The sequence below is a fragment of the Delftia sp. Cs1-4 genome (assembly GCF_000214395.1).
GTDB classification, from domain to species: Bacteria; Pseudomonadota; Gammaproteobacteria; order Burkholderiales; family Burkholderiaceae_C; genus Comamonas; species Comamonas acidovorans.
This window is the reverse complement of the sequence record NC_015563.1, coordinates 5,517,650-5,537,042: the sequence shown is the minus strand read 5'-3', so window position 1 is coordinate 5,537,042 and position 19,393 is coordinate 5,517,650. Positions and strand designations below refer to the sequence as shown.

Below are 19,393 nucleotides of genomic sequence, written 5' to 3'. Positions count from 1 at the left end.
AAACAATTGTGAATTGAAGAGGAGTTTTTTTATTTCTGTAGGCGTCTTCTGACAGGAAGTGCACGTCAATGCGAAGGACGCAGAAAATAGCAAACAGATACAATCGTTGCCACACCAGCCCATTGTCGGGCGCAAATCACCCATTCAGCGCTGAATAACAAGGGCTCCCATGCGCGGCATCCGCTCCATCCTGTCCAGGCTCGGCCTGCGTTCCGATTCCCCAAGCTCCCAACTGAAGGCCTTGTACAGCACCCAGGCCGTCATAGAGCTCGATCCCCAGGGCCACATCCTCTTCGCCAACGCGCAGTTTCTGGACCTCATGGGCTATGAGCTGGACGAGCTGCGCGGGCAGCACCACCGCATCTTCCTGGACCCGGCGGATGCGCAGGCTCGGGACTATCGGGACTTCTGGGCACGGCTTGCGCGCGGGCAAGCCTTTGTGGGCCGGTGCCGGCGCATCGACCGCCAGGGGCGGGAGGTCTGGCTGCAGGCCAACTACAGCCCCGTGCTCGACAGCCGTGGACAGGTGCTGCGGGTCGTCAAGTACGCCATGGATATCTCGGCCGAAGTGCTGCGCGACGCCGAAGCCAGCAGCCAGCTGGCAGCGGTAGGCAGGGCCCAGGCCGTGATCGAGTTCGGCCTGGACGGCAGAATCCTGCGCTGCAACCGCAATTTTCTGGAGGCCATGGGCTATGCGTCCGAAGACGAGCTGGTCGGCCGGCACCACAGCATGTTCGTGGCCCCGCAGGAGCGCAGTTCGGCCGAGTACGCGGCCTTCTGGGCGCACCTGTCGCAGGGCAAGCACTACCGGGGCCAGTTCCGGCGCATAGGGCGCCTGGGCAACGATGTCTGGATCGAGGCCAACTACAGCCCCGTGCTCAACCAGTCCGGCCAGCCCTTCAAGGTTGTGAAGTACGCCACCGACATCACGCAGCGCTACGAGGCCACGCGCCTGGTGCAATCGGCTTTCGAGCAACTGCAGCAATTGGTGCGCGACAGCGCTGCCCAGGCGCATGACGCGCATGCACAGGCGCGGGACGTGACGCGCATTGCCCAGCGCGGCGACGTGGCCCTGGACAGCGCGGTCGACGCCATGTCCAGCATCTCCAGCAACTCCCGTCGCATTGGCGAGATGGTGGGCCTGATCGATGGCATTGCCTTCCAGACCAATCTGCTGGCGCTCAACGCCGCCGTCGAAGCCGCGCGTGCGGGCGAGCAGGGGCGCGGGTTCGGTGTCGTGGCCGGCGAAGTGCGCAGCCTGGCCCAGCGCTGCGCCGAGGCCGCCAGGGAGGTCAAATCCGTCATCGGCGCGTCTGCGGCCAGCGTGCAACTGGGCTTCGAGCGTGTGAATGAATCGGGCGACATGATGAAGCAGATGCGCGCAGCGGCCGTGAATGCCAGCGACATCATGGACACCATCATCCAGGCCTCGCAGGCGCAGGACACGCGCCTGGGCGAGGTGCGCGAAGCCGTGTTGAGGCTGGAGAACGTCGTCGTCCAGAGCTGAGCCGCGCCCCGCTCATCCCAGGCGGCCCATGCCGCCTTCAAAGATATGGCGCACGTCGCGCAGGACCGGCGAGCCCCAGCCATCACGGTGCTCGCCATGCAGGGCGGCGGCCACGAAAACGATCTCCGTCAGCTGCGCAATGCGCGCCGCCATGCCGTGCGCCACGACATGGGTCTCCGTGTCCTGGCGATGGCCCATCTGCATCAGCGCCTGTGCCAACTGCTGGGCCTCGTAATTGGCCTGGCGGGCCAGTTCACGCCACTGCGATGGCGTTGCGCCGGTGTCCAGCCTGGCTTGCAATTCGTGCAGCGTGGTGCGCGGAAACACGATCCCGTCCACCGGCGTCTCTGATATCTGCGCCAGCGCCTGGGCCGCTTCTGCCAGCAGGCGAGTGCGTGGGCCGGACTCCGCATCGCCGGGCACCAGCCGCGCCGAATTGATGCAGGCGGCCGGTTTTATATTTCAAGAATATTTTCGAAAGCGTGTGCGCGTGGCTCCCTCTCACAACGCTCGCAACCTTCAGTCCACATGCATTTGTGTACCATCTCGCCCAACTTCATTGGGGGCAGGCTGTGGTGGCAAGACTGGCAATCGCTATTTGGTGGTTTGGTGTGGTCGTTGGAGTCGGCGGTGCCTTGACTGGGATGGCCCTTGGTGCTGTCGAGGTTCTGGTGAACCACGAAGAGCCCTGGGTTTTTTGGGGATACGGCGTGGGTGCCATCTGGTCATTGGCAACGGCGGTGACCTTCATGGGAATCAGCTATGTGCTGGGTGGTTCTTTCTGGAAGCCGCCGAAGGCTGATTGATGGCTTTTCGAGAACCATTGCCTGGCCCGCTCAGGCCGAACTACCTGCAAGCCACTCAAGGACAATCAGCGTTGCCTGCGTCTGGCCCGCCGGCGCCCTCTGACCGGCCGACCCCAATAAATGCTTCTGAATAACTTCTAGCTTCAAACGCTCGTCGTACTTCGCCATGAAAAACACCCCAAAGGTTGGACTGGTGTCCAACTTTTGGGGTGCAGTTCACAGATGGCTTGTGTTTTCAGCCCTGGCGGCGGCGCATTCTTGCGATGCCGAACATGGCCAGAAGGGATGACAGCGCGATGATGCCCCATTCAGACAGGGTGGGAATCGCCGCAGTGCTGGCGGGTGCTGCCAGCAGTGCAAAGCCACCCGGATCCTGGATGGATTGGTTGGCTATGCCGTCGTTGTCGCCGAGCCCGCCGTCGGTCAGCGTCAACGTGGCGCTCAGCCGGTCCGACGCCAGCACAGCACGGTTGGCAGGCAGTTGGTACCAGTGTGGTTGAGCACATGCCGTGCCTTGGCAGTTGAAACCATCAGGGCTGGGGCCGTACTTCATGTATACCGCGCCTGCAGGCACCGGTGTGCTGAAGTTCAGGGTGACGGTTGCATCGCTGCCCAGGTTGCCGCTGCTGAGATTCAGCGAGAGCAGTCCGGAGGGGAAAGTCACGCCTTGCGGAGCGGTCGCGGGTGGCGTGGTGCTGAAGCTGGCGTTGCTCACCTGCCAGCCGTTGGCTGGCTGCAGTGCGACCATTGCCTTGCTGCCTCCAGCGGTGGACCAGGGGGCTTCGCAGCTGTTGGCGTTGCCGCCGTTCAAGCCCTGGCACTGCCAGGTGTATTTGCCACTGGCGCTGGAGATCGCCGTAGCCGTGCCCGCACTGCACAGGCCCGCTGCAGGGGCAAGTGCCGTGGCTTGGTCCGCCGCCGTGCCACAAGCGCCAGCGACTGGCACCTGTACATCAACGTTGTGCACGGTTCCTGTCGCGAAGCCCCCTGCAATGGGCTTGGCTGCTGCGGTGCTCTCGATGCCGGTGCCGCTGCTGTTGAGGTCCAGGCGCACGCTGCCCGTGCCGCTGATGGCGGTGACGGGCACAGTCCATGTGATGCCGCCGTCAGCGCTGTATGGCGTGCCCAGCGTGCCGCTGGCGGTGCCTGTAGCGGTCAGCGCGAAATCGGCGGCGTCAACTCCGTTGACCTCTTCGCTGAAGGTCACTGTGAAATCGATGCTTGTGGCGCTGGCCGATGGTGTGCCCTGCGGAGCAATCGAGGCCACCGAGGGCCCGCCCGGCGTGGCACTGGCGACGACGTTGCCAAGGAAGTCACCCCAGATCCAGAAAGAAGAGGCACCGGCTGCGGCAGATATCGTCTTGGTTTCCGTATCGGTGGCGACATCAATGACATGGACTGTGCCATTCGCTGTTACAGCATACAGCGCTGCATCGTTTGCCGAGATACCAAGGCCCGTGATACCTGAGACCGCACCGCTCAGTGTGAGCGTTTTCTGTGTTGAGGTGTTGGCAGTGTCAACGACGTGCAGTACATTGTTGTTTCCGCCAACATATAGTTTGCTGCCATTCTTTCGAACTGCTACTGCCCTGGCGGTGCCATCAATGCCGCTTATTGTGATCTGAGTAACCGTGTTGTCTGCCAAATCGATGAGGCCAACCGTGTTGCCAGCATTGCTCGACGTATATAGTTTTCCGGCTCCTGTCGGGTCATAAGCCAAGCCAAATCCCGAATTTGAGACGTTTTCCAGTGTGGATAACGTGTTGGTGGCAGTGTCCAGTTTTTTGATCTCACCAGTGTCTCCACACCGCACATAAAGTGAGGCACCGTCTTGGCTTAGTGCAGAGGAGATTGCCCAGCATCCCGTATTTAAGCTGGCAGTGATTTGTTTGGAGTTGGCGTCTATAATATGCAGCTTACTATTGACGTAATCACTGACGTAGGCGATGGCACCATCTGCAGAAAAGGTGATGGAGACAGATGCTCCAGTGTTGTCGATAACTGCTTTTAGGGAGTTGTTTGTTGTGTCAATAACTCCCAGTTTGTTGTTGGATCTGTATTGCCCGAACCATGACTCATTGTTGGCGCCTGGTCGCAATGCAAGGGTGTAGATGTTATCATTTAACGTTGCGTCCATGCTTGCTGGACTTAATGTGGTGGCGAGTTCTCCAGTCGCGGTATTGATGACCGAAATTGTTCTGCTGTTTGAATTGGGAATATAGGCGTAATCGGCGGCGCTTACGGCACAGGCAATGAGTGAGAGCGAAGCGGCGGCGAGGACGTGCTGCAAAGAACGGCGCTGAATCATGTGTGGACACCTTTGAGGAAAACCCCTGAGAGCTTGCAATGCACGCCTTGAGGATTGGGGAGGCTGGAAAGAAGACCTGCTTAGACCGGAGGTTTGGCCCTTGGTCTCATAGTGAGACTTTTGCTACAAATTAGAACAAGCAGAAACATTTTGAATCTGAGCAAATCTGAGCAGATCGCGTTGCCAGGCGCGTCTTCAGAGGGTGCTGGGGTAGGAGAGAGTCCCCCCAGTTGTTGTGTTTGTGCTACAGGTGCAGGGTCCTGCGGCTATTGAGTCTTCATGCTGCGGCAGTCGGGCAAAGGCTCCATCCAATTCATGCCAAACCGCAAGCGACTCAGTCCGCGTGCTTGATGGGTGCGGCGAGGCTGCAGCAGCTCGTCAGCCTGCGCTATCAGTTCCGTACATGGGACTGGCTCTGGACGATCGCCCCGAACGGGAGCGGGGCGAATCGCGATCTATGACGGTGCGCAATGCAAAAAGCCCCTCAACACCCTATCCGGTGTCGAGGGGCTCTTGCCGTTTCTGCACGAATCATGTCCCCGGTATGTCACCGGACGATTTACAGTGCGCGCAAATGATTGATGCAAAAACCATCTGATGGTCCCTCCGACAGGAATCGAACCTGTATCTGGCGCTTAGGAGGCGCCCGTTCTATCCATTGAACTACGGAGAGGAGCAAACGGCGATTGTAAACCCACGCCGGACCCGCCCCGCGCACCGCCGGGAGGGCGGCATGCGGGGCGCTGGGGCGTCAGTCCTTGCGCACGGTGTAGATCAGGTCCAGCGCGCTGGTTTCTCCGGTCTGGCCGCGCAGGGTGAGGCGGCGCGAGAGGTCGTAGAAGATGTACAGCGTGCCCATGGCCCCCGAGAGGCTTTGCTCGTAGGTGACATAGAGGTCGCTGGACAGGCGCTTGCCCAGGGTGAGGGCGGCGCCGGTGGAGCCTTCGCCGCCCGGTCCCTTGAAGCCGATCTCGTCCAGGCCCAGGTTGCTGGCGATCTTGCCGCTGTTGTTGCGCCCGCCGCTGAGCAGGGACAGCGCGGCCTGCTGGAGCAGGGCGCTTTCGGCGCCGCCCGTGGCGGGGTCACGGCCCATGACCACCCAGGAGAGCTTTTCGGCATCGGGCATTTCGGGGTCGGAGTACAGGCGCACGCGCGGGGCGTTGGCCGTGCCCTGCACCTGCACGCCTGCGCGCACGGCGATGTTCGGGCGCAGCGCCAGGATGTCCAGCGAGGGGTTGGCGTAGGGGCCGTTGAAGCGGATGAGGCCGGTCTCCACGTCCAGCGACTGGCCCCAGGCGCGGTAGCGGCCCTGCACGGTGCGGATCTCGCCGGTGATGCGCGGCGGGCCGCCCGCCACGGTGGGGCCTTGCACTTCCAGCGCGCCTTCCAGGCGGGTGGTGATGCCGTAGCCCTGCAGCGCGAAGTCGCGGCCCAGGTCGAGCTTGACGAGGATGTCGGGCAGCTTGATGGTTTCCGCGCGGGCCTGGGCCTTGCGGTCGGCCTGCTGCTGTTTGCGCGCCGCTTCCTGCTCGGCCTTGCGCGAGGCGGCCGAGTGCACGACCACGTCGGAGTCCAGCGAGGGGGCGGATTCCTCGGGCAGGATGATGGTGGCGCGGTCGGTAGTTAGGTCGCCGCGCAACGTGAACTGGCCTTGCTCCAGCTTGGCCTGCAGGCCGCCGGAGATGCTGACCTGGCGGTCCGCGCGCACCAGCACCTGCAGCCTGGTGGCCTGGGCGCGCAGGTCCATGCTCAGGCCGGAGTTGCTGCCATCGGCATTGGGCGGGTCCCAGCGCACGAAGCCCGAGCCCGTGAGTTCGCCGCCTTCGCGCGGTGCCGTGGTGAGGTTGCCGCTGTAGCCCAGGATGCGCGCATTGCTGCCGCGGCCGCCCTGCATGCGCAGTTCGGTCAGGTCCAGCCGGTTGCCTTGCAGGCGGGCGCGCAGCACGCCGTTTTGCAGGTCGATGCCTTCCAGCGCGGACAGGATGCTCAGGCCGTCGGCCGAGAGATTGCCCTGCCACTGCGGGTTCTGGCGGTCGCCGCTGATCTCGGCCTTGGCCTGCAGCGAGCCGGTGACGCGCCAGCCGGGCGGGGCGAACAGGGCCCAGATGCCGATGTCGGGCATGCGGGCGTCGATCTGGCCGGACAGCGGGGCCTTCTCGGGCCAGGTCCAGGTGCCGTCCTGCTGGGCCAGGCGCGTGCCCAGCTGGGCGGTCAGGGTGCCGGCGCGTTCGCTGTCCCAGTCGAGCTTGGCCTGCACGTCGTCGCCCTGGGCGCGCACGCTCAGGCGTGCCTGCTTGATGTGGGCGCGCATGCCGGCGCCGCGCACGGTATGCGTGCGCACTTCGCCGGGCTTGCTGGAGCGCGGGCCGGTGGTGTGGATGACGGTGGTGCCCGAGCCGTCTTCCACGGCCAGGCGCAGGTCGCCAGCGGCACGCTCGACCAGCAGTTCGGCCTTGAGCGCGGGGCCGGTGGTGTCCAGGTCCCAGCGGGCGTTGAAGCTCAGGTCGCCGCTCAGGCCCATGGCGGCCAGCGGAGGCTCCTCGGCCATGGACAGGGCATCGACCCAGGCCAGCGGCAGGGCCTGGGCGCGGCCGGTGCTGCGCAGGGCCCAGCGGCCGTCGCCGCCCTGGGTGGCGCGGGTGTCGTCCCAGGCCAGCAGCACGCGCTGCGGCGCCTCGGCATTGGCGCGGCGCTGGGCCAGCGTGGGCGGCGTGACCTGCAGGCTGCCGGCCGACGCCGTGAAGGTGGTGGACAGGACGGTACGGCCCGTGGTGCGCTGGGCGATCTGCACGGGCTGCTTGCCCGCCAGTTGCAACTGCCAGGGGCCGGGCAGGTCCTGGCCCGGATTCAACCGGGCCTGCAGCCTGTCGATGCTGGCCTGCCAGTCCAGGGGCGCGGCACCGCGCGCCGTGGCAAGGCCGGCCTGCAGGGCCGTGTCGATCTGCGCGGTCTGCGTGCCGCGCTTCGCCTGGCCGGTGAGGGTGAGGCTGGCCTGCTCGGGCGAGCCCTTGAGGGCCAGGCGCAGCTCGGGCAGCTCCAGCGCCTGCTCGGGCGGCGTGTTGGCGGGCAGGTAGCGCAGCTTGGCGGCCTGCAGGTCGGCCTGCAGTTGCAGGCCGCTGGCGGGCAGCGGGTCGCCCACGGCAGCCTTCATGCGCTTTTGCAGTGCGCCCCATCCGCCGCGCCAGCTGGCGTCCAGCTGGGCCTGGCCTTCGACCAGGGCGCCGGCCAGCGGGTCCTTCATGCCGGGCAGCTTGCGCAGCCATTGCGTGAGGGCGGTGAGTGACGACAGCTTGAGCTGGCTGCTGCCCTGGCCTGCGGCGGGGCTGATGTGGCCGTCCAGCGAGAGCTCGGCGCCGGGCAGCTCGGCCTTCAGCACGGTCTGCAGTTTTTGCTGTTCGGTGTCGAACTGCAGGCTGCGGCTGCGCACCGAGGCCTGCAGCGCATCAAGCTGCAGGTTCTCCAGCGAGAGCACGGGCTGGGCCCAGCGGCCCTTGGTGGCGAGTTTTTCGATGCGCAGGGGCTGGCGCTTGCCGCCTGCGGACGCGGCTGCGGCCTGGATGTCCACGCTGAAGTCCACCTGCTGCTCTGCCGTGGTGCTGGCGCGCAGCTCGCCCTGCAGCGGTGCGGCTTCCAGGATGCTGTAGAGCGCGGCGGGGTCCAGGCGCTGGACCTTGGCCTGGCCTTCGAAGACCTTGGTGGCGGGCTCGAAGCGGCCCTGGGCGTCGATGCTGCCCGAGCCTATGGCGATCTGCGCCTGCTCCAGCAGCCACTGCTGGCCGTCATAGCGCACCGCGGCCTCGATCTGGTCCAGCGGCAGGCGCTGGCGGTCCCAGGGACCGGGCATGGCGTTGTTCAGGCGTGTCGTCAGTTGCCAGGCGGTGGTGGCGATGGCCGAGCCTGGTGCCTGGTCCGATGACTGTTCCGTGGCGGGTGCCTGGGCTGTATCAGCTGCCTTGCCATCCGGCCCGGCCTGCAATTCGCCGCTGATGCGGGTGCGCGGTCCCTGGGGCCAGAAGGCGGCGATGTCGATCTGGCTGAGCTGGGCGCGCGCGGTCTGCAGCGGCTGGGGCTGCCAGGGCCGGATGCTGGCCTCGATGTCCGCATGCATGGGTTCGGACACGGGGGCGGCTTCCTTGCGCTCCCTGGCCTTGCCGTTCTTGCCATCGGCCTTGGCGGATTTCTGTACGGCGGGAGGGGCAGGCGTTTCCTCGGACACCGTCCCGGGCTTGGCATCAACCTGGAGCTTGATGCCCAGTTGCGCAGCGGCGGTGGCCAGGGTGCCGTCGATCTGTGCCTTGGCCTGCACGGCCAGCGGTGCAGGTTTGGGGGCCTTGGCCGTGGAGGCCTCGTCGTCCGAAGCCAGGGCAGGCGCCTGCAGGTCGCCCTGCAGCTGGGCCTGGATGGCCATGGGCGCACGGGCCTGCAGGCGCAGCCTGGCCTGGTAGTTGCCATCGGCCCATTGCAGGTCGCGCACGTCCAGCTGGTGCTCGCTGCCGTCGTAGACGTAGTGGCCTTGCAGGCCCAGCACCTCGGCCTGGGGCGGGCCTTGCCAGACGATGCGCTCCACATGGAAGGGCACGTCGATCTTCACGGGCAGCACGAGCTGCTGCAGTGGCTCGACGGGTTTCTTGTCCTCGGGGTCGGGGGTGCTGGCAATGTTCAGCTCGGCGATGCGCACTTCGCCCAGGCGCACGGTGCGCGACAGCAGGGGGCGCAATTGCCAGCCGATGGTGGCGTCGCGCAGCTCCACCTTCATGGTGGGGCTTTGCCATTGCAGCCAGCCGATGCGCCCGCCCTGGCGCACGGTGCCGGTCACCTCCTTGGCCTGCAGGCTCTGGCCTGCGGGCAGCCAGCCGGCCACGCGCTGCAGGGTGTAGGCCAGCGAATCGGCACGGCCGCTCCACCACCAGGCGGAACCCAGCAGGGCGGCCAGCAGCAGGACCAGGACCAGGAAGAACCAGAGCAGGGCGCGCAGCCAGCGGCGGCGCTGGGGCACGGGTGGGGGCGCCGGCGGGGGAGGGGACGCCTGGGGGCTTTGGTCTGGCGCGGCGGAGGAGGCAGGGGTATTCAAGCGGGAATCCACCATGGTCAGAAGTTGAAGCCCAGGCGCAGGTGCAGGCGCAGCTGTTTTTCCTGGGCGCCCCAGGCGATGTCGGCCTGCACGGGGCCCACGGGGCTGCGCCAGCGCAGGCCGGTGCCCACGCCCACGCGCATGTACATGGAGTCGGGCGCATCGCCCACGGTGCCGGCGTCCAGGAAGACGGCATGCTCCCAGTCCTGCGTGTTGCCCTTGATGACGATGGGCCGCTGCCATTCGATGCTGCCCACGGCCATGTAGCGCCCGCCGATGACCTTGCCGCTGTCGGTGCGCGCACCGATGCTCTGGTAGCCGTAGCCGCGCACGGTGTTGTCGCCGCCGGTGATGAACAGCTGGGTGACGGGCAGGTCGGCATCCTTGCGGGCCAGCACGGCGCCGCCCGAGGCGCGCAGCGCCAGGCGGCTGCGGCGCTTGGTCTCGGGATCGACCTCGCCGATGGGAATCAGGCTGAGCCAGCGGCCGGAGACGCGGCCGAACGGCGTGCGCTGGGGCGTGAGCGTGGTGCCCGCGCCGACTTCCCAGGCAAAGCCGAAGCCCGAGGAGGGCGCCAGCGTGCTGTCGAAGTAGCGCCCGGTCCAGCCGTAGTTGGCCGTGACCGACGAGCTGGAGGGCGGCGCGCCCTCGCCCTGGGTCTTGGCGTAGTCGTACTGCAGGTAGTAGTTGCGGTCGATGTGGTCTTCGGACTTGGTGCGGCCGGCGCGCAGCTGCAGGCTGTTGACATCGAAGTCGCCCGAGGGCGCGCGCTCGGCCTTGGCCGTGGTGAACCAGCGCCACAGGGTTTCATCGGGCAGGGCGGTCCACTGCGTGGAGATCAGCGGGTTCTTGCGGTCGAAACGCATGCGCGTGACGGCACGCCAGCCCAGCCAGGGCAGGCGGTTGTGGATGTGGTCCACGCTCAGGCGCGGGCCGGTGTCGGTGCTCATGCCCACGCCGAAGACCCATTTCTGCATCTGGGCCTCGCGCACCTGGGCAATGACGGGCGTGGTGACCTGGGCGCCCTTGCGCTTGAGGGCCTCCTCATCCTCGGCGGCGCTTTCTCCCTGCTGGGGCACGTTGGCCAGCGTGAGGAAGACGGAGTCGTAGTAGCCGCTGCTGGCCAAGCGCAGCTGGGCATCGACCAGGGCGGTCTGGTCGTATTCCTCGCCCTCGGGCAGGCGTGCGATGCGGGCCGTGCCCACGGGGTCGTAGCGCTGGGCGCCTTCGATGCGCAGCGGGCCGAAGGTGTAGGCCGGGCCGGGCGCATAGGCCACGCTGACATCGGCCTCATGCGTGTCGGCGTCGATGTCGGCCAGGCTGGAGTCGATGCGCGCCAGCGGGTAGCGGCGCGACTGCAGCGTGCGCAGGCCCTGGCTCTTGGCCTGGCTCCAGTTGGACTGGCTGAAGCGCTGGCCGGGCTGCAGCGGCCAGTCCTCTTCGATGGTAGCGCGCTGGGAGGCGCCGTCGGGATCATCGGCATTGACGCCCGCAAAGCGCACCTGGCTGCGCGCAATGGTGGCGGGCTCGCCCGGGTCCACCTTGACGGTGACCTGCAGCGGGGCCTCTTCGGATTCGGGCGTTTCCTTGATCTCCACCGTGACCGTGGGGCTGAAGTAGCCCAGCGTGCCGATCAGGTCGCGCACGTTGGCGTCGGTGGCGCCCAGCAGCCGCGTGAGCTCGCGCCGCTGCAGATCGCTCTGGTAGCGGTAGCGGCGCAGCTCGAGGTGCTTTTCCAGCAGCTCGCGCACTTCCTTGGGCGCATCGACGACGAGCGAGAAGGCCGGGTCGCCGGTCGCTGCAATCAGCGACGGGTCCGTGTCCTTGTCATCATTCTTGGACGGCAGGAGGCTGCAGCCACCGAGCATCAGGGCTGCACTCAACAGAAACAAAAACGCCGGCCCTCGGGCCGGCGCTGTCGCGGGGGGGAGCTTGGGCATCGGCCTATTTTGACAGCAGGCGCATGGCGTCTTCCAGACCTTTGAGTGTCAAAGGGTACATGCGGTTGCCCGTGAGCTGCTGGATGATGCTGATGCTCTGGCGGTACTGCCAGACGCCAGGCGGCTCGGGGTTGATCCAGGCAAAGCGCGGGAAGGCATGCGTCAGGCGCTGCAGCCATTCGGCGCCGGGCTCCTCGTTCATGTACTCCACGCTGCCGCCGGGCTGCAGGATCTCGTAGGGGCTCATGGTGGCGTCGCCCACGAAGATCAGCTTGTAGTCCTTGTTGTACTTGCGGATGATGTCCCAGGTCGGAAACTTCTCGGCGAAGCGGCGGCGGTTGTTCTTCCACATGAAGTCGTAGACGCAGTTGTGGAAGTAGTAGAACTCCAGGTGCTTGAACTCGCTCTTGACGGCGGAGAACAGTTCTTCCACGCGCTGCACATGCTCGTCCATGGTGCCGCCCACGTCCATGAGCAGCAGCACCTTCACGTTGTTGTGGCGCTCCGGGATCATCTTGATGTCCAGGTAGCCCGCGTTGGCGGCCGTGCTGCGGATGGTGTCGGGCAGGTCCAGCTCCAGCTCGCCGCCTTCGCGGGCGAACTTGCGCAGCCGGCGCAGCGCGACCTTGATGTTGCGCGTGCCCAGCTCCTGCGTGTCGTCGTAGTCGCGGTAGGCGCGCTGCTCCCAGACCTTGACGGCGCTCTTGTTGCGGCCCGGCCCGCCGATGCGCACGCCGGCCGGGTTGTAGCCGCCGTGGCCGAAGGGGCTGGTGCCGCCCGTGCCTATCCACTTGTTGCCGCCTTCGTGCCGCTCCTTTTGCTCTTCAAGCCGCTTCTTGAGCGTCTCCATCAGCTCGTCCCAGCCCATGGCCTCGATGGCGGCCTTTTCCTCGGGCGAGAGCTCGCGCTCCAGCAGCTTCTTCAGCCAGTCCTGGGGAATTTCGCGCGTGAGGTCGGCCACCATCTCCACGCCCTTGAAGTAGGCGGCGAAGGCGCGGTCGTACTTGTCGTAGTGCTTCTCGTCCTTGACCAGCACGGTGCGGCCCAGGTGGTAGAAGTCGTCCAGGCTCCAGGCGTCGTCGCTCTTGGGGCCGACCACGCCGGCCTGCAGTGCCTCCAGCAGGGTCAGGAACTCCTTGACCGAGACGGGCAGCTTGGCCGCGCGCATGGTGTAGAAGAAGTCGATCAGCATGGCATCTCCCGAGGGCCCGGCGTACGCGCCCTCATGTGCGCGCCACGGCGGTGCTGCCGTCCGAATGGCGCTGCAACTGGTCCAGCAGCTGGGCGCGCGACTCGGGCCATTCGCCGCTGCGCAGGCTGTACATCACGGTGTCGCGGATGGTGCCGTCGCGGCGCAGCGCGTGGCCGCGGATCACGCCGTCCTTCTTCGCGCCCAGGCGCTCGATGGCGCGCTGGCTGGCGAAGTTGAAGCAGTCCGTGCGCCAGCCCACCACATGGCAGGACAGCGTGTCGAACGCGTGGCCCATGAGCATGAGCTTGGCCGAGGTGTTGACATGGGTGCGCTGCACGCTGCGCGCGTACCAGGTGTAGCCGATCTCCACGCGGCGCACCTCGGGCAGGATGTCGTGGTAGCTGCTGGTGCCCAGCACCTTGCCGCTGTCGTCGTCCAGCACGGCAAAGGCGAAGCGCTTGCCCAGGCTGCGCTGCTCCAGCGCGGCCTCGATATAGGCGCGCACATCACCGGGCTCGGGCGCCGAGGTCACGCGGATGCGCCACAGTTGGCCGTCCTGCACGGCCTCGCGCAGCCCGGCTTCATGGGCGAGGGCCAGGGGCTCCAGCCGCACGCCGTTGAAGCGCATGACCACGGGTCGCACAAAGCCCTGGTGCGCCACCGCGCCGGCCACGGGAATGGTCGTCACCTGGCCGGTGAGGGCCGGCACGCCCGTGTCGTTGGTGTGTTCTGGATGGGGCATGGGCGCAGGCCTCAGCGGTTGCGCTGGTTCATGAAGACCAGCTTCTCGAACAGGCTCACATCCTGCTCGTTCTTGAGCAGTGCGCCCACCAGCGGCGGCACGGCGACCTTGCCCTCGGCGGTCTGCAGCGATTCCACGGGAATGTCCTCGGCCACCAGCAGCTTGAGCCAGTCGATCAGCTCGCTGGTGGAGGGCTTCTTTTTGAGGCCGGGCAGGTTGCGCACGTCGTAGAAGACCTTCATCGCGGCGGTCAGCAGCTCGCCCTGCAGCTTGGGGAAGTGCACGGCCACGATCTGGCGCATGGTGTCGGCGTCGGGGAACTTGATGTAGTGGAAGAAGCAGCGGCGCAGGAAGGCGTCGGGCAGCTCCTTTTCGTTGTTGGAGGTGATGAACACCAGCGGCCGGTGCTTGGCGCGGATCATCTCGCGCGTCTCGTAGCAATAGAACTCCATGCGGTCGATCTCGCGCAGCAGGTCGTTCGGGAATTCGATGTCGGCCTTGTCGATCTCGTCGATCAGCAGGGCCACGGGCCGGTCTGCCGTGAAGGCCTGCCACAGCACGCCCTTGATGATGTAGTTGTGGATGTCCTTGACGCGCTCGCCGCCGTCGATGTCGGACAGTTGCGAGTCGCGCAGGCGGCTGACGGCGTCGTATTCATACAGGCCCTGCTGGGCCTTGGTGGTGGACTTGATGTGCCACTGCAGCAGCGGCATGTCCAGCGCTGCAGCCACTTCCTCGGCCAGCATGGTCTTGCCCGTGCCGGGCTCTCCCTTGACCAGCAGCGGGCGCTGCAAGGTGGCTGCGGCATTCACCGCGAGCATCAAATCCTGGGTGGCGACGTAGTTCTCGGAACCTTGAAATTTCATGGGCGGTATCAGCGTAAGTATTGATGGGGACGCTTGACGGTGACTGCCATAATCGTTCGCGCTACCCGCTCAGCAGTAGGCATCCGTCAGAACTCTTGAAGGATTGTGCGCGCAAAATGATAAAAACTTTGACCACGGTATTGGCGCTGACTGTCGCATCTGTGACCCCTGTGGCACAGGCCCAGCAAAGCAAAGGTGACGCAAAGGCAGGGGAGGGGAAGATCGCCATGTGCATTGGCTGCCATGGCATCCAGGGCTACCAGGCCAGCTTCCCCGAGGTGTACAAGGTCCCCAAGATTTCAGGACAGGGCGCGCCCTACATCGTGGCCGCGCTGCAGGCCTACCAGAAGGGCGAGCGCAAGCACCCCACCATGCGCGGCATCGCCGATCCGCTGACCGAGCAGGACATGGCCGACGTGGCTGCCTACTACGCCGAGCATGGCGTGGCCAAGGCCGCCGACGCCAAGGTCCGCGAGCCCAGCACCCAGGTTGCCGCGCTGCTGCAAAAAGGGGCCTGCGTCTCCTGCCACGGCCAGGGTTTTTCCAAGCCCATCGACCCCAGCTATCCGAAGGTGGCGGGCCAGTATGCGGACTATCTGTACTCTGCCCTCAAGTCCTACAAGACAGAAGGCAACCCCCACATCGGCCGCAGCAACGGTGTGATGGCCGGCATTGCCAAGCAGTTCACCAACAGCGAACTCAAGGCGCTGGCCAACTACATCGGCAGCCTTGATGGCGAGCTGCAGACCCTGCCCCAGCCCCATTTCCGCCTCGGTCAGAAATCGCAGTAGGTCGCGCCTTTCCTCCAAAGCAAAAGCCCGCAATTGCGGGCTTTTTTTCGAGCTTTGTTTCGGGCTTTGTCTTGAGGCGCTGAACGGCCCGGACTATGCGCCGCCCGTGGCCTTGGCGCCGTCGCTGGTGGCGCGGCGCTGCACGGCGGCAATGTAGGCCTCGCCATCCGGGGGGCGGCCCGAGCGCTGGCTTTCCCAGAGCATCTGCCCCAGGCATTCCATGGTGGCGTGGTGGGCGTCGTGCAGCGAGTCCAGGCGGCGGCTGAGCAGCTCCACGGCCTGGCGTATGCCGCGCGGCTGGTCGATGCTGCACTGCTCGCTGATGGACAGGTGCATGGACAGGTGCAGGAAAGGATTGGTCACGCCGGGCGTGGCGTCGTAGTCGCGCAGCAGGGCGGCGTCCACGTCGGCGAGGTCATCGAAATACTCGGGATGCTCGGCAATCCAGAGGCTGGCCAGCGTCTCTATGGCCTCCATCGGCGCGCCGTTCAGCATCTTGGTGCGCACGCCGCAGAAAAAGCGCCGCACATCGGCTTGGGTGGGGTTGAACATGGTGGCGCGCAGCGTAGCACGCAGCCCTTTTGGGCGGGCACGCAAGGACTTTGCCGAGGGCCCGCCGCAAGACAGGGATCAGAGCACCTCGAAGACCCTGCCGGTCTGGGCGCCTTCCACGCTGCGCTGGTAGGCCAGGGCCACGCGCGCGGCGGGCACGGTCTCGAAGCCGGGGAAAACAGATCCATAGGCCTGGGCCGATTCGGTCAGCAGGGTTGGGCTCACGGCATTGATGCGCAGGCCGCGCTGCAGTTCGACCGCAGCGCCGGTGACGAAGCCGTGGAGGGCGGCATTCACCGTCGATGCATTGGCGCCGTGGCGGATGGGCTCGGTGGCGGCGACGCCGCTGGTCAGCGTGATGGAGCCGCCGTCGCGCAGCCAGCGCTGGCCCAGCAGGGCGAGCCGCACCTGGCCCAGCAGCTTGTCCTGCAGGCCGGAGTTGAACTGCTCGGCCGTCATCTCGGACAGCGGGCCGAAGTGCAGCTTGCCGGCCGTGCTGACGATGGCGTCCACCTGGCCGGCGGCTTCGAACATTTTCTGCAGCGTGTCGGGCTGCGTGAAGTCGGCGCGCAGGTCGCCGCTGTTGCGGCCCACGGTGACGATCTCATGGCGCGGGGCCAGCAGGGCGTGGACAGCACGGCCGATGGTGCCGGTGGCACCGATGAGCAGGATCTTCATGCGTTTTTCTTTCGGAAGGAGTGAACAGGCCTCCAGTGTTTTGCAAATTGCCTATGCCATAAAGTAGCGAAATCTTTTTGTACTACTAAGCATTGGTTAGCAATCCATGGACAAGCTGCGCAATATGGAGGTCTTCATGGCCGTGGTCGAGGACGGCAGCTTTGCCCAGGCCGCGCGGCGCCTGGACATCTCGGCCGTGATGGTGGGCAAGCATGTGCAGCAACTGGAAGCCCACCTGGGCGCGCGCCTGCTGCAGCGCACCACGCGGCGCCACAGCCTGACCGAGGTGGGGCGCAGCTTCTACGAGGACAGCCGCCAGGTCTTCGAGCAGTTGCGCTGGGCCGAGTCTGCCGTGGAGCGCAGCCGCAGTGCCCCGCAGGGCCTGCTGCGCATCAGCGCGCCGACCACGCTGGGCAACCATGTGATCGCGCCGCTGGTGGCCGACTACCAGCTGGCCAATCCGCTGGTGCGCGTGGACCTGCAACTGAGCGACAGCATGGCCGACCTGGTGGGCGAGAACATCGACGTGGCCGTGCGCATCGGCCCCGTGGGCGGCGAAGGCCTGGTGGCGCGGCCGCTGCAGCCCTATCGCATGGTGATTGCGGCGGCGCCCTCGTACCTGCGGCGGCGCGGTAATCCGCGTGGCGTGGACGATCTGGCGCGCCATGACTGCCTGAGCTACGCGGTCTGGCAGCGACGCTCGGAATGGATTCTGCGCGGCGACGGCTCGGGTTCGGTGCAGTGGCCCGAAGACGCCCGCCTGCGCTGCAACAGCGGCGACGGGCTGCGCCATGCGGCGCTGCGCGGCCTGGGCCTGATCCTGCAGCCCGAGGTGCTGCTGGCCGCCGACATGGCCGCGGGACGGCTGGTGCCCGTGCTGCAGGACTGTGTGCCACTGCCGCGCCCGGTGCACCTGGTCTATCTGCCGGACCGCCGCCAGCTGCCCAAGCTGGCGCAGTTCGTGGACCACATGGTGCGGGCGCTGGGCGCGGCCTGAGGCCCGGTTTTCAGGGGCCGGGCGGCGGCGGGGCTTCCTGCGGCGCCTGGTCCTTCTCCTGCTGCGCCTGGGCCTCCTGCCGCTCCTTGGCCATCTGCTCGACCAGCTGCTGGCGGCCCTGCTTGGCCACGGCAATGAGCTGGGCCTGGTCCTTGTGGTGGGGGTACATGCGCTCGATCAGCTCCAGGTTGTGCTCCCGAAAGCGCGTGGTGGTGCGCTGGGCCTCGGCAGGGCTGTGGCCGGCGAGTTCCAGCACGGTGCGCGCCGACACCAGGCTGGACTCGAAGACTTCGCGCTCGACATGGTGCACGCCCAGGTCGCGCAACTGGTACCAGTGGGCCATGTCGCGCGCGCGGGCCACGATCTCCAGGTGCGGAAAGCGCTTGCGCACGCGAGCGGCGATCTTCAGCGATTGCTCGGAAGAGTCCACCGCGATGACCAGCACCCGCGCCTTGTCCGCGCCGGCAATGCGCAGCAGGTCCATGCGCGTGGCATCGCCGAAGAACACGCGGTAGCCGAAGGTGTGGGCCACTTCCAGCATCTCCACGCTGTGGTCGAGGATGGTGGCCGGCACGCCCTGGGTCAGCAGCACGCGTGCCACGATCTGGCCGTAGCGGCCAAAGCCCGCAATGATGATTTGCGCGTCCTGCGGCTCCGATATTTCATGGGGCCTGGCAGGCTGGCCCGCGCCGTCGACCTGGCAATCCTTCATGTCGGCAAAGCGCTTGAGCAGCAGCTTGTCCATCAGCACCAGCACCAGCGGGCCGATCAGCATGGACAGGGCCACGGCGGCCACCAGCATGGACGAGATGCTGTGGTGGAACACCTTGTACTGCGCCGCCGTCTGGAACACCACGAAGGCGAACTCCCCGCCCTGGGCCAGCAGCAGGGTGAACACCGGGCGCTCGCGCCAGGGCAGCTTCAGCACGCGGGCCAGGGTGTAGAGCACGGCGCCCTTGAGCGCCAGAAAGCCCAGCACCATGGCGGCCATGGCCCAGGGCGCTCGCAGCAGCACGCCGAAGTCGATGCTCATGCCCACGGCCATGAAGAACAGGCCCAGCAGCAGGCCCTTGAAGGGCTCGATGTTGGTCTCCAGCTCGCTGCGGTACTCGCTGTCGGCCAGCAGCACGCCGGCCAGGAAGGCGCCCAGCGCCATGGACAGGCCCACCTGCACCATCAACATGGCAATGCCCACCACCAGCAGCAGCGAGGTGGCCGTGAAGATCTCGGGCGTGCGGCTGCGCGCGATCCAGCGCAGCAGGGGGCGCAGCAGCAGGCGGCCGCCCACCACCACGGCGGCGATGGTGCCCACGGTCTTGAGCACCTGCAGCCACAGGTGGCTGTCGGTGTGCGTGGCATTGGCGGCCTTGACCGCGCCCAGGATGGGGATCAGCGCCAGGATGGGAATGGCGGCCACGTCCTGGAACAGCAGGATGGAAAAGCCGGCCTGGCCGCTGGGCGTGCGCATGAGGTTGCGCTCGGCCATGACCTGCAGGCAGATGGCCGTGGACGACAGGGCCAGGCCCATGCCCGCGATCAGGCTCACGCGCCAGGAAAAGCCGAAGGCCCAGGCCGCCAGGAACAGCACGCCCGTGCAGGCCAGCATCTGCGCCAGCCCCCATCCCAGGATGGGCCGGCGCAGCTCCCACAGGCGGCTGGGCTGCAGCTCCAGCCCGATCACGAAGAGCATCAGCACCACGCCGAACTCGGCAAAGTGAAGAATGTCATCCACATTGCTGACAAGCGACAGTCCCCAGGGGCCCATGGCAATGCCGGCACCCAGGTAGCCAATGATGGCGCCCAGGCCCAGGGCACGCGCAATGGGCACGGCCAGCACGGCGGCGGTGAGATAGAGAAAGCCGTAGGTCAGCCAGATGGGGGCGCTGTGTTCCATGGGAGCTCGGGATCTTGGAGTTGGTGTTTACCCTGGGGCAATTGATTGT

Annotated in this window: 14 protein-coding genes and 1 tRNA gene; 4 read left to right on the top strand and 11 right to left on the bottom strand. The window is 66.2% G+C overall.

From position 1 onward, the window contains the following. Positions 1-169: 169 nt before the first annotated feature. Complete coding sequence (locus tag DELCS14_RS24335) at positions 170-1,507, top strand: methyl-accepting chemotaxis protein (RefSeq protein ID WP_013804000.1); 1,338 nt, start codon at positions 170-172, stop codon at positions 1,505-1,507. Between the two features lie 12 nt (positions 1,508-1,519). Here DELCS14_RS24335 and DELCS14_RS24330 read toward each other — a convergent pair whose 3' ends face one another. Then, positions 1,520-1,930: a hypothetical protein gene (locus DELCS14_RS24330; protein ID WP_013803999.1), complete on the bottom strand. Its 411-nt coding sequence runs from the start codon at positions 1,928-1,930 to the stop codon at positions 1,520-1,522. A 113-nt stretch (positions 1,931-2,043) separates the two neighbouring features. Between DELCS14_RS24330 and DELCS14_RS30890 the strand changes: the two genes are divergently transcribed. Next, the gene (locus tag DELCS14_RS30890) at positions 2,044-2,313 is read left to right on the top strand and encodes a hypothetical protein (protein ID WP_139093415.1); all 270 of its coding nucleotides are present in this window, start codon (positions 2,044-2,046) and stop codon (positions 2,311-2,313) included. Positions 2,314-2,548: 235 nt separating this feature from the next. Here the strand turns inward: DELCS14_RS30890 and DELCS14_RS31050 are convergent, their stop codons facing one another. The 7 genes from DELCS14_RS31050 to DELCS14_RS24295 form a co-directional block, all read right to left on the bottom strand. Then, a complete protein-coding gene (locus DELCS14_RS31050; protein ID WP_228676814.1) occupies positions 2,549-4,621 on the bottom strand; it encodes an IPTL-CTERM sorting domain-containing protein in 2,073 nt (690 codons plus the stop codon). Between the two features lie 598 nt (positions 4,622-5,219). Further along, positions 5,220-5,294 (bottom strand) — tRNA-Arg (locus DELCS14_RS24320). 78 nt (positions 5,295-5,372) lie between these two features. After that, positions 5,373-9,707 (bottom strand): translocation/assembly module TamB domain-containing protein, encoded by a 4,335-nt coding sequence (locus DELCS14_RS24315; RefSeq protein WP_013803997.1) that lies wholly within the window; start codon positions 9,705-9,707, stop codon positions 5,373-5,375. A gap of 2 nt (positions 9,708-9,709) precedes the next feature. After that, complete coding sequence (locus DELCS14_RS24310) at positions 9,710-11,632, bottom strand: BamA/TamA family outer membrane protein (protein ID WP_013803996.1); 1,923 nt, start codon at positions 11,630-11,632, stop codon at positions 9,710-9,712. A gap of 4 nt (positions 11,633-11,636) precedes the next feature. Continuing rightward, the gene (locus DELCS14_RS24305) at positions 11,637-12,824 is read right to left on the bottom strand and encodes a VWA domain-containing protein (protein WP_012203587.1); all 1,188 of its coding nucleotides are present in this window, start codon (positions 12,822-12,824) and stop codon (positions 11,637-11,639) included. Between the two features lie 31 nt (positions 12,825-12,855). After that, positions 12,856-13,566, bottom strand: coding sequence for a GNAT family protein (locus tag DELCS14_RS24300; protein WP_013803995.1), 711 nt, complete (start codon positions 13,564-13,566; stop codon positions 12,856-12,858). Positions 13,567-13,577: 11 nt separating this feature from the next. Then, positions 13,578-14,432 (bottom strand): MoxR family ATPase, encoded by an 855-nt coding sequence (locus DELCS14_RS24295; protein ID WP_012203589.1) that lies wholly within the window; start codon positions 14,430-14,432, stop codon positions 13,578-13,580. A gap of 116 nt (positions 14,433-14,548) precedes the next feature. On the opposite strand from DELCS14_RS24295, the gene DELCS14_RS24290 reads away from it, so the two are divergent. Next, positions 14,549-15,223, top strand: coding sequence for a c-type cytochrome (locus DELCS14_RS24290; RefSeq protein ID WP_012203590.1), 675 nt, complete (start codon positions 14,549-14,551; stop codon positions 15,221-15,223). A 93-nt stretch (positions 15,224-15,316) separates the two neighbouring features. Here the strand turns inward: DELCS14_RS24290 and DELCS14_RS24285 are convergent, their stop codons facing one another. Together DELCS14_RS24285 and DELCS14_RS24280 are read right to left on the bottom strand one after the other, a co-directional pair. Next, complete coding sequence (locus DELCS14_RS24285; protein WP_012203591.1) at positions 15,317-15,775, bottom strand: DUF1841 family protein; 459 nt, start codon at positions 15,773-15,775, stop codon at positions 15,317-15,319. 78 nt (positions 15,776-15,853) lie between these two features. Further along, on the bottom strand, positions 15,854-16,453 hold the full coding sequence (locus DELCS14_RS24280) for a short chain dehydrogenase (RefSeq protein ID WP_013803994.1): 600 nt from the start codon (positions 16,451-16,453) through the stop codon (positions 15,854-15,856). Between the two features lie 106 nt (positions 16,454-16,559). Between DELCS14_RS24280 and DELCS14_RS24275 the strand changes: the two genes are divergently transcribed. Then, entirely contained in the window at positions 16,560-17,450 is an 891-nt protein-coding gene (locus DELCS14_RS24275; RefSeq protein WP_013803993.1) for a LysR family transcriptional regulator, read from the top strand. Between the two features lie 10 nt (positions 17,451-17,460). Here the strand turns inward: DELCS14_RS24275 and kefC are convergent, their stop codons facing one another. Continuing rightward, positions 17,461-19,344, bottom strand: coding sequence for a glutathione-regulated potassium-efflux system protein KefC (kefC, locus tag DELCS14_RS24270; protein ID WP_013803992.1), 1,884 nt, complete (start codon positions 19,342-19,344; stop codon positions 17,461-17,463). Positions 19,345-19,393 lie beyond the last annotated feature (49 nt).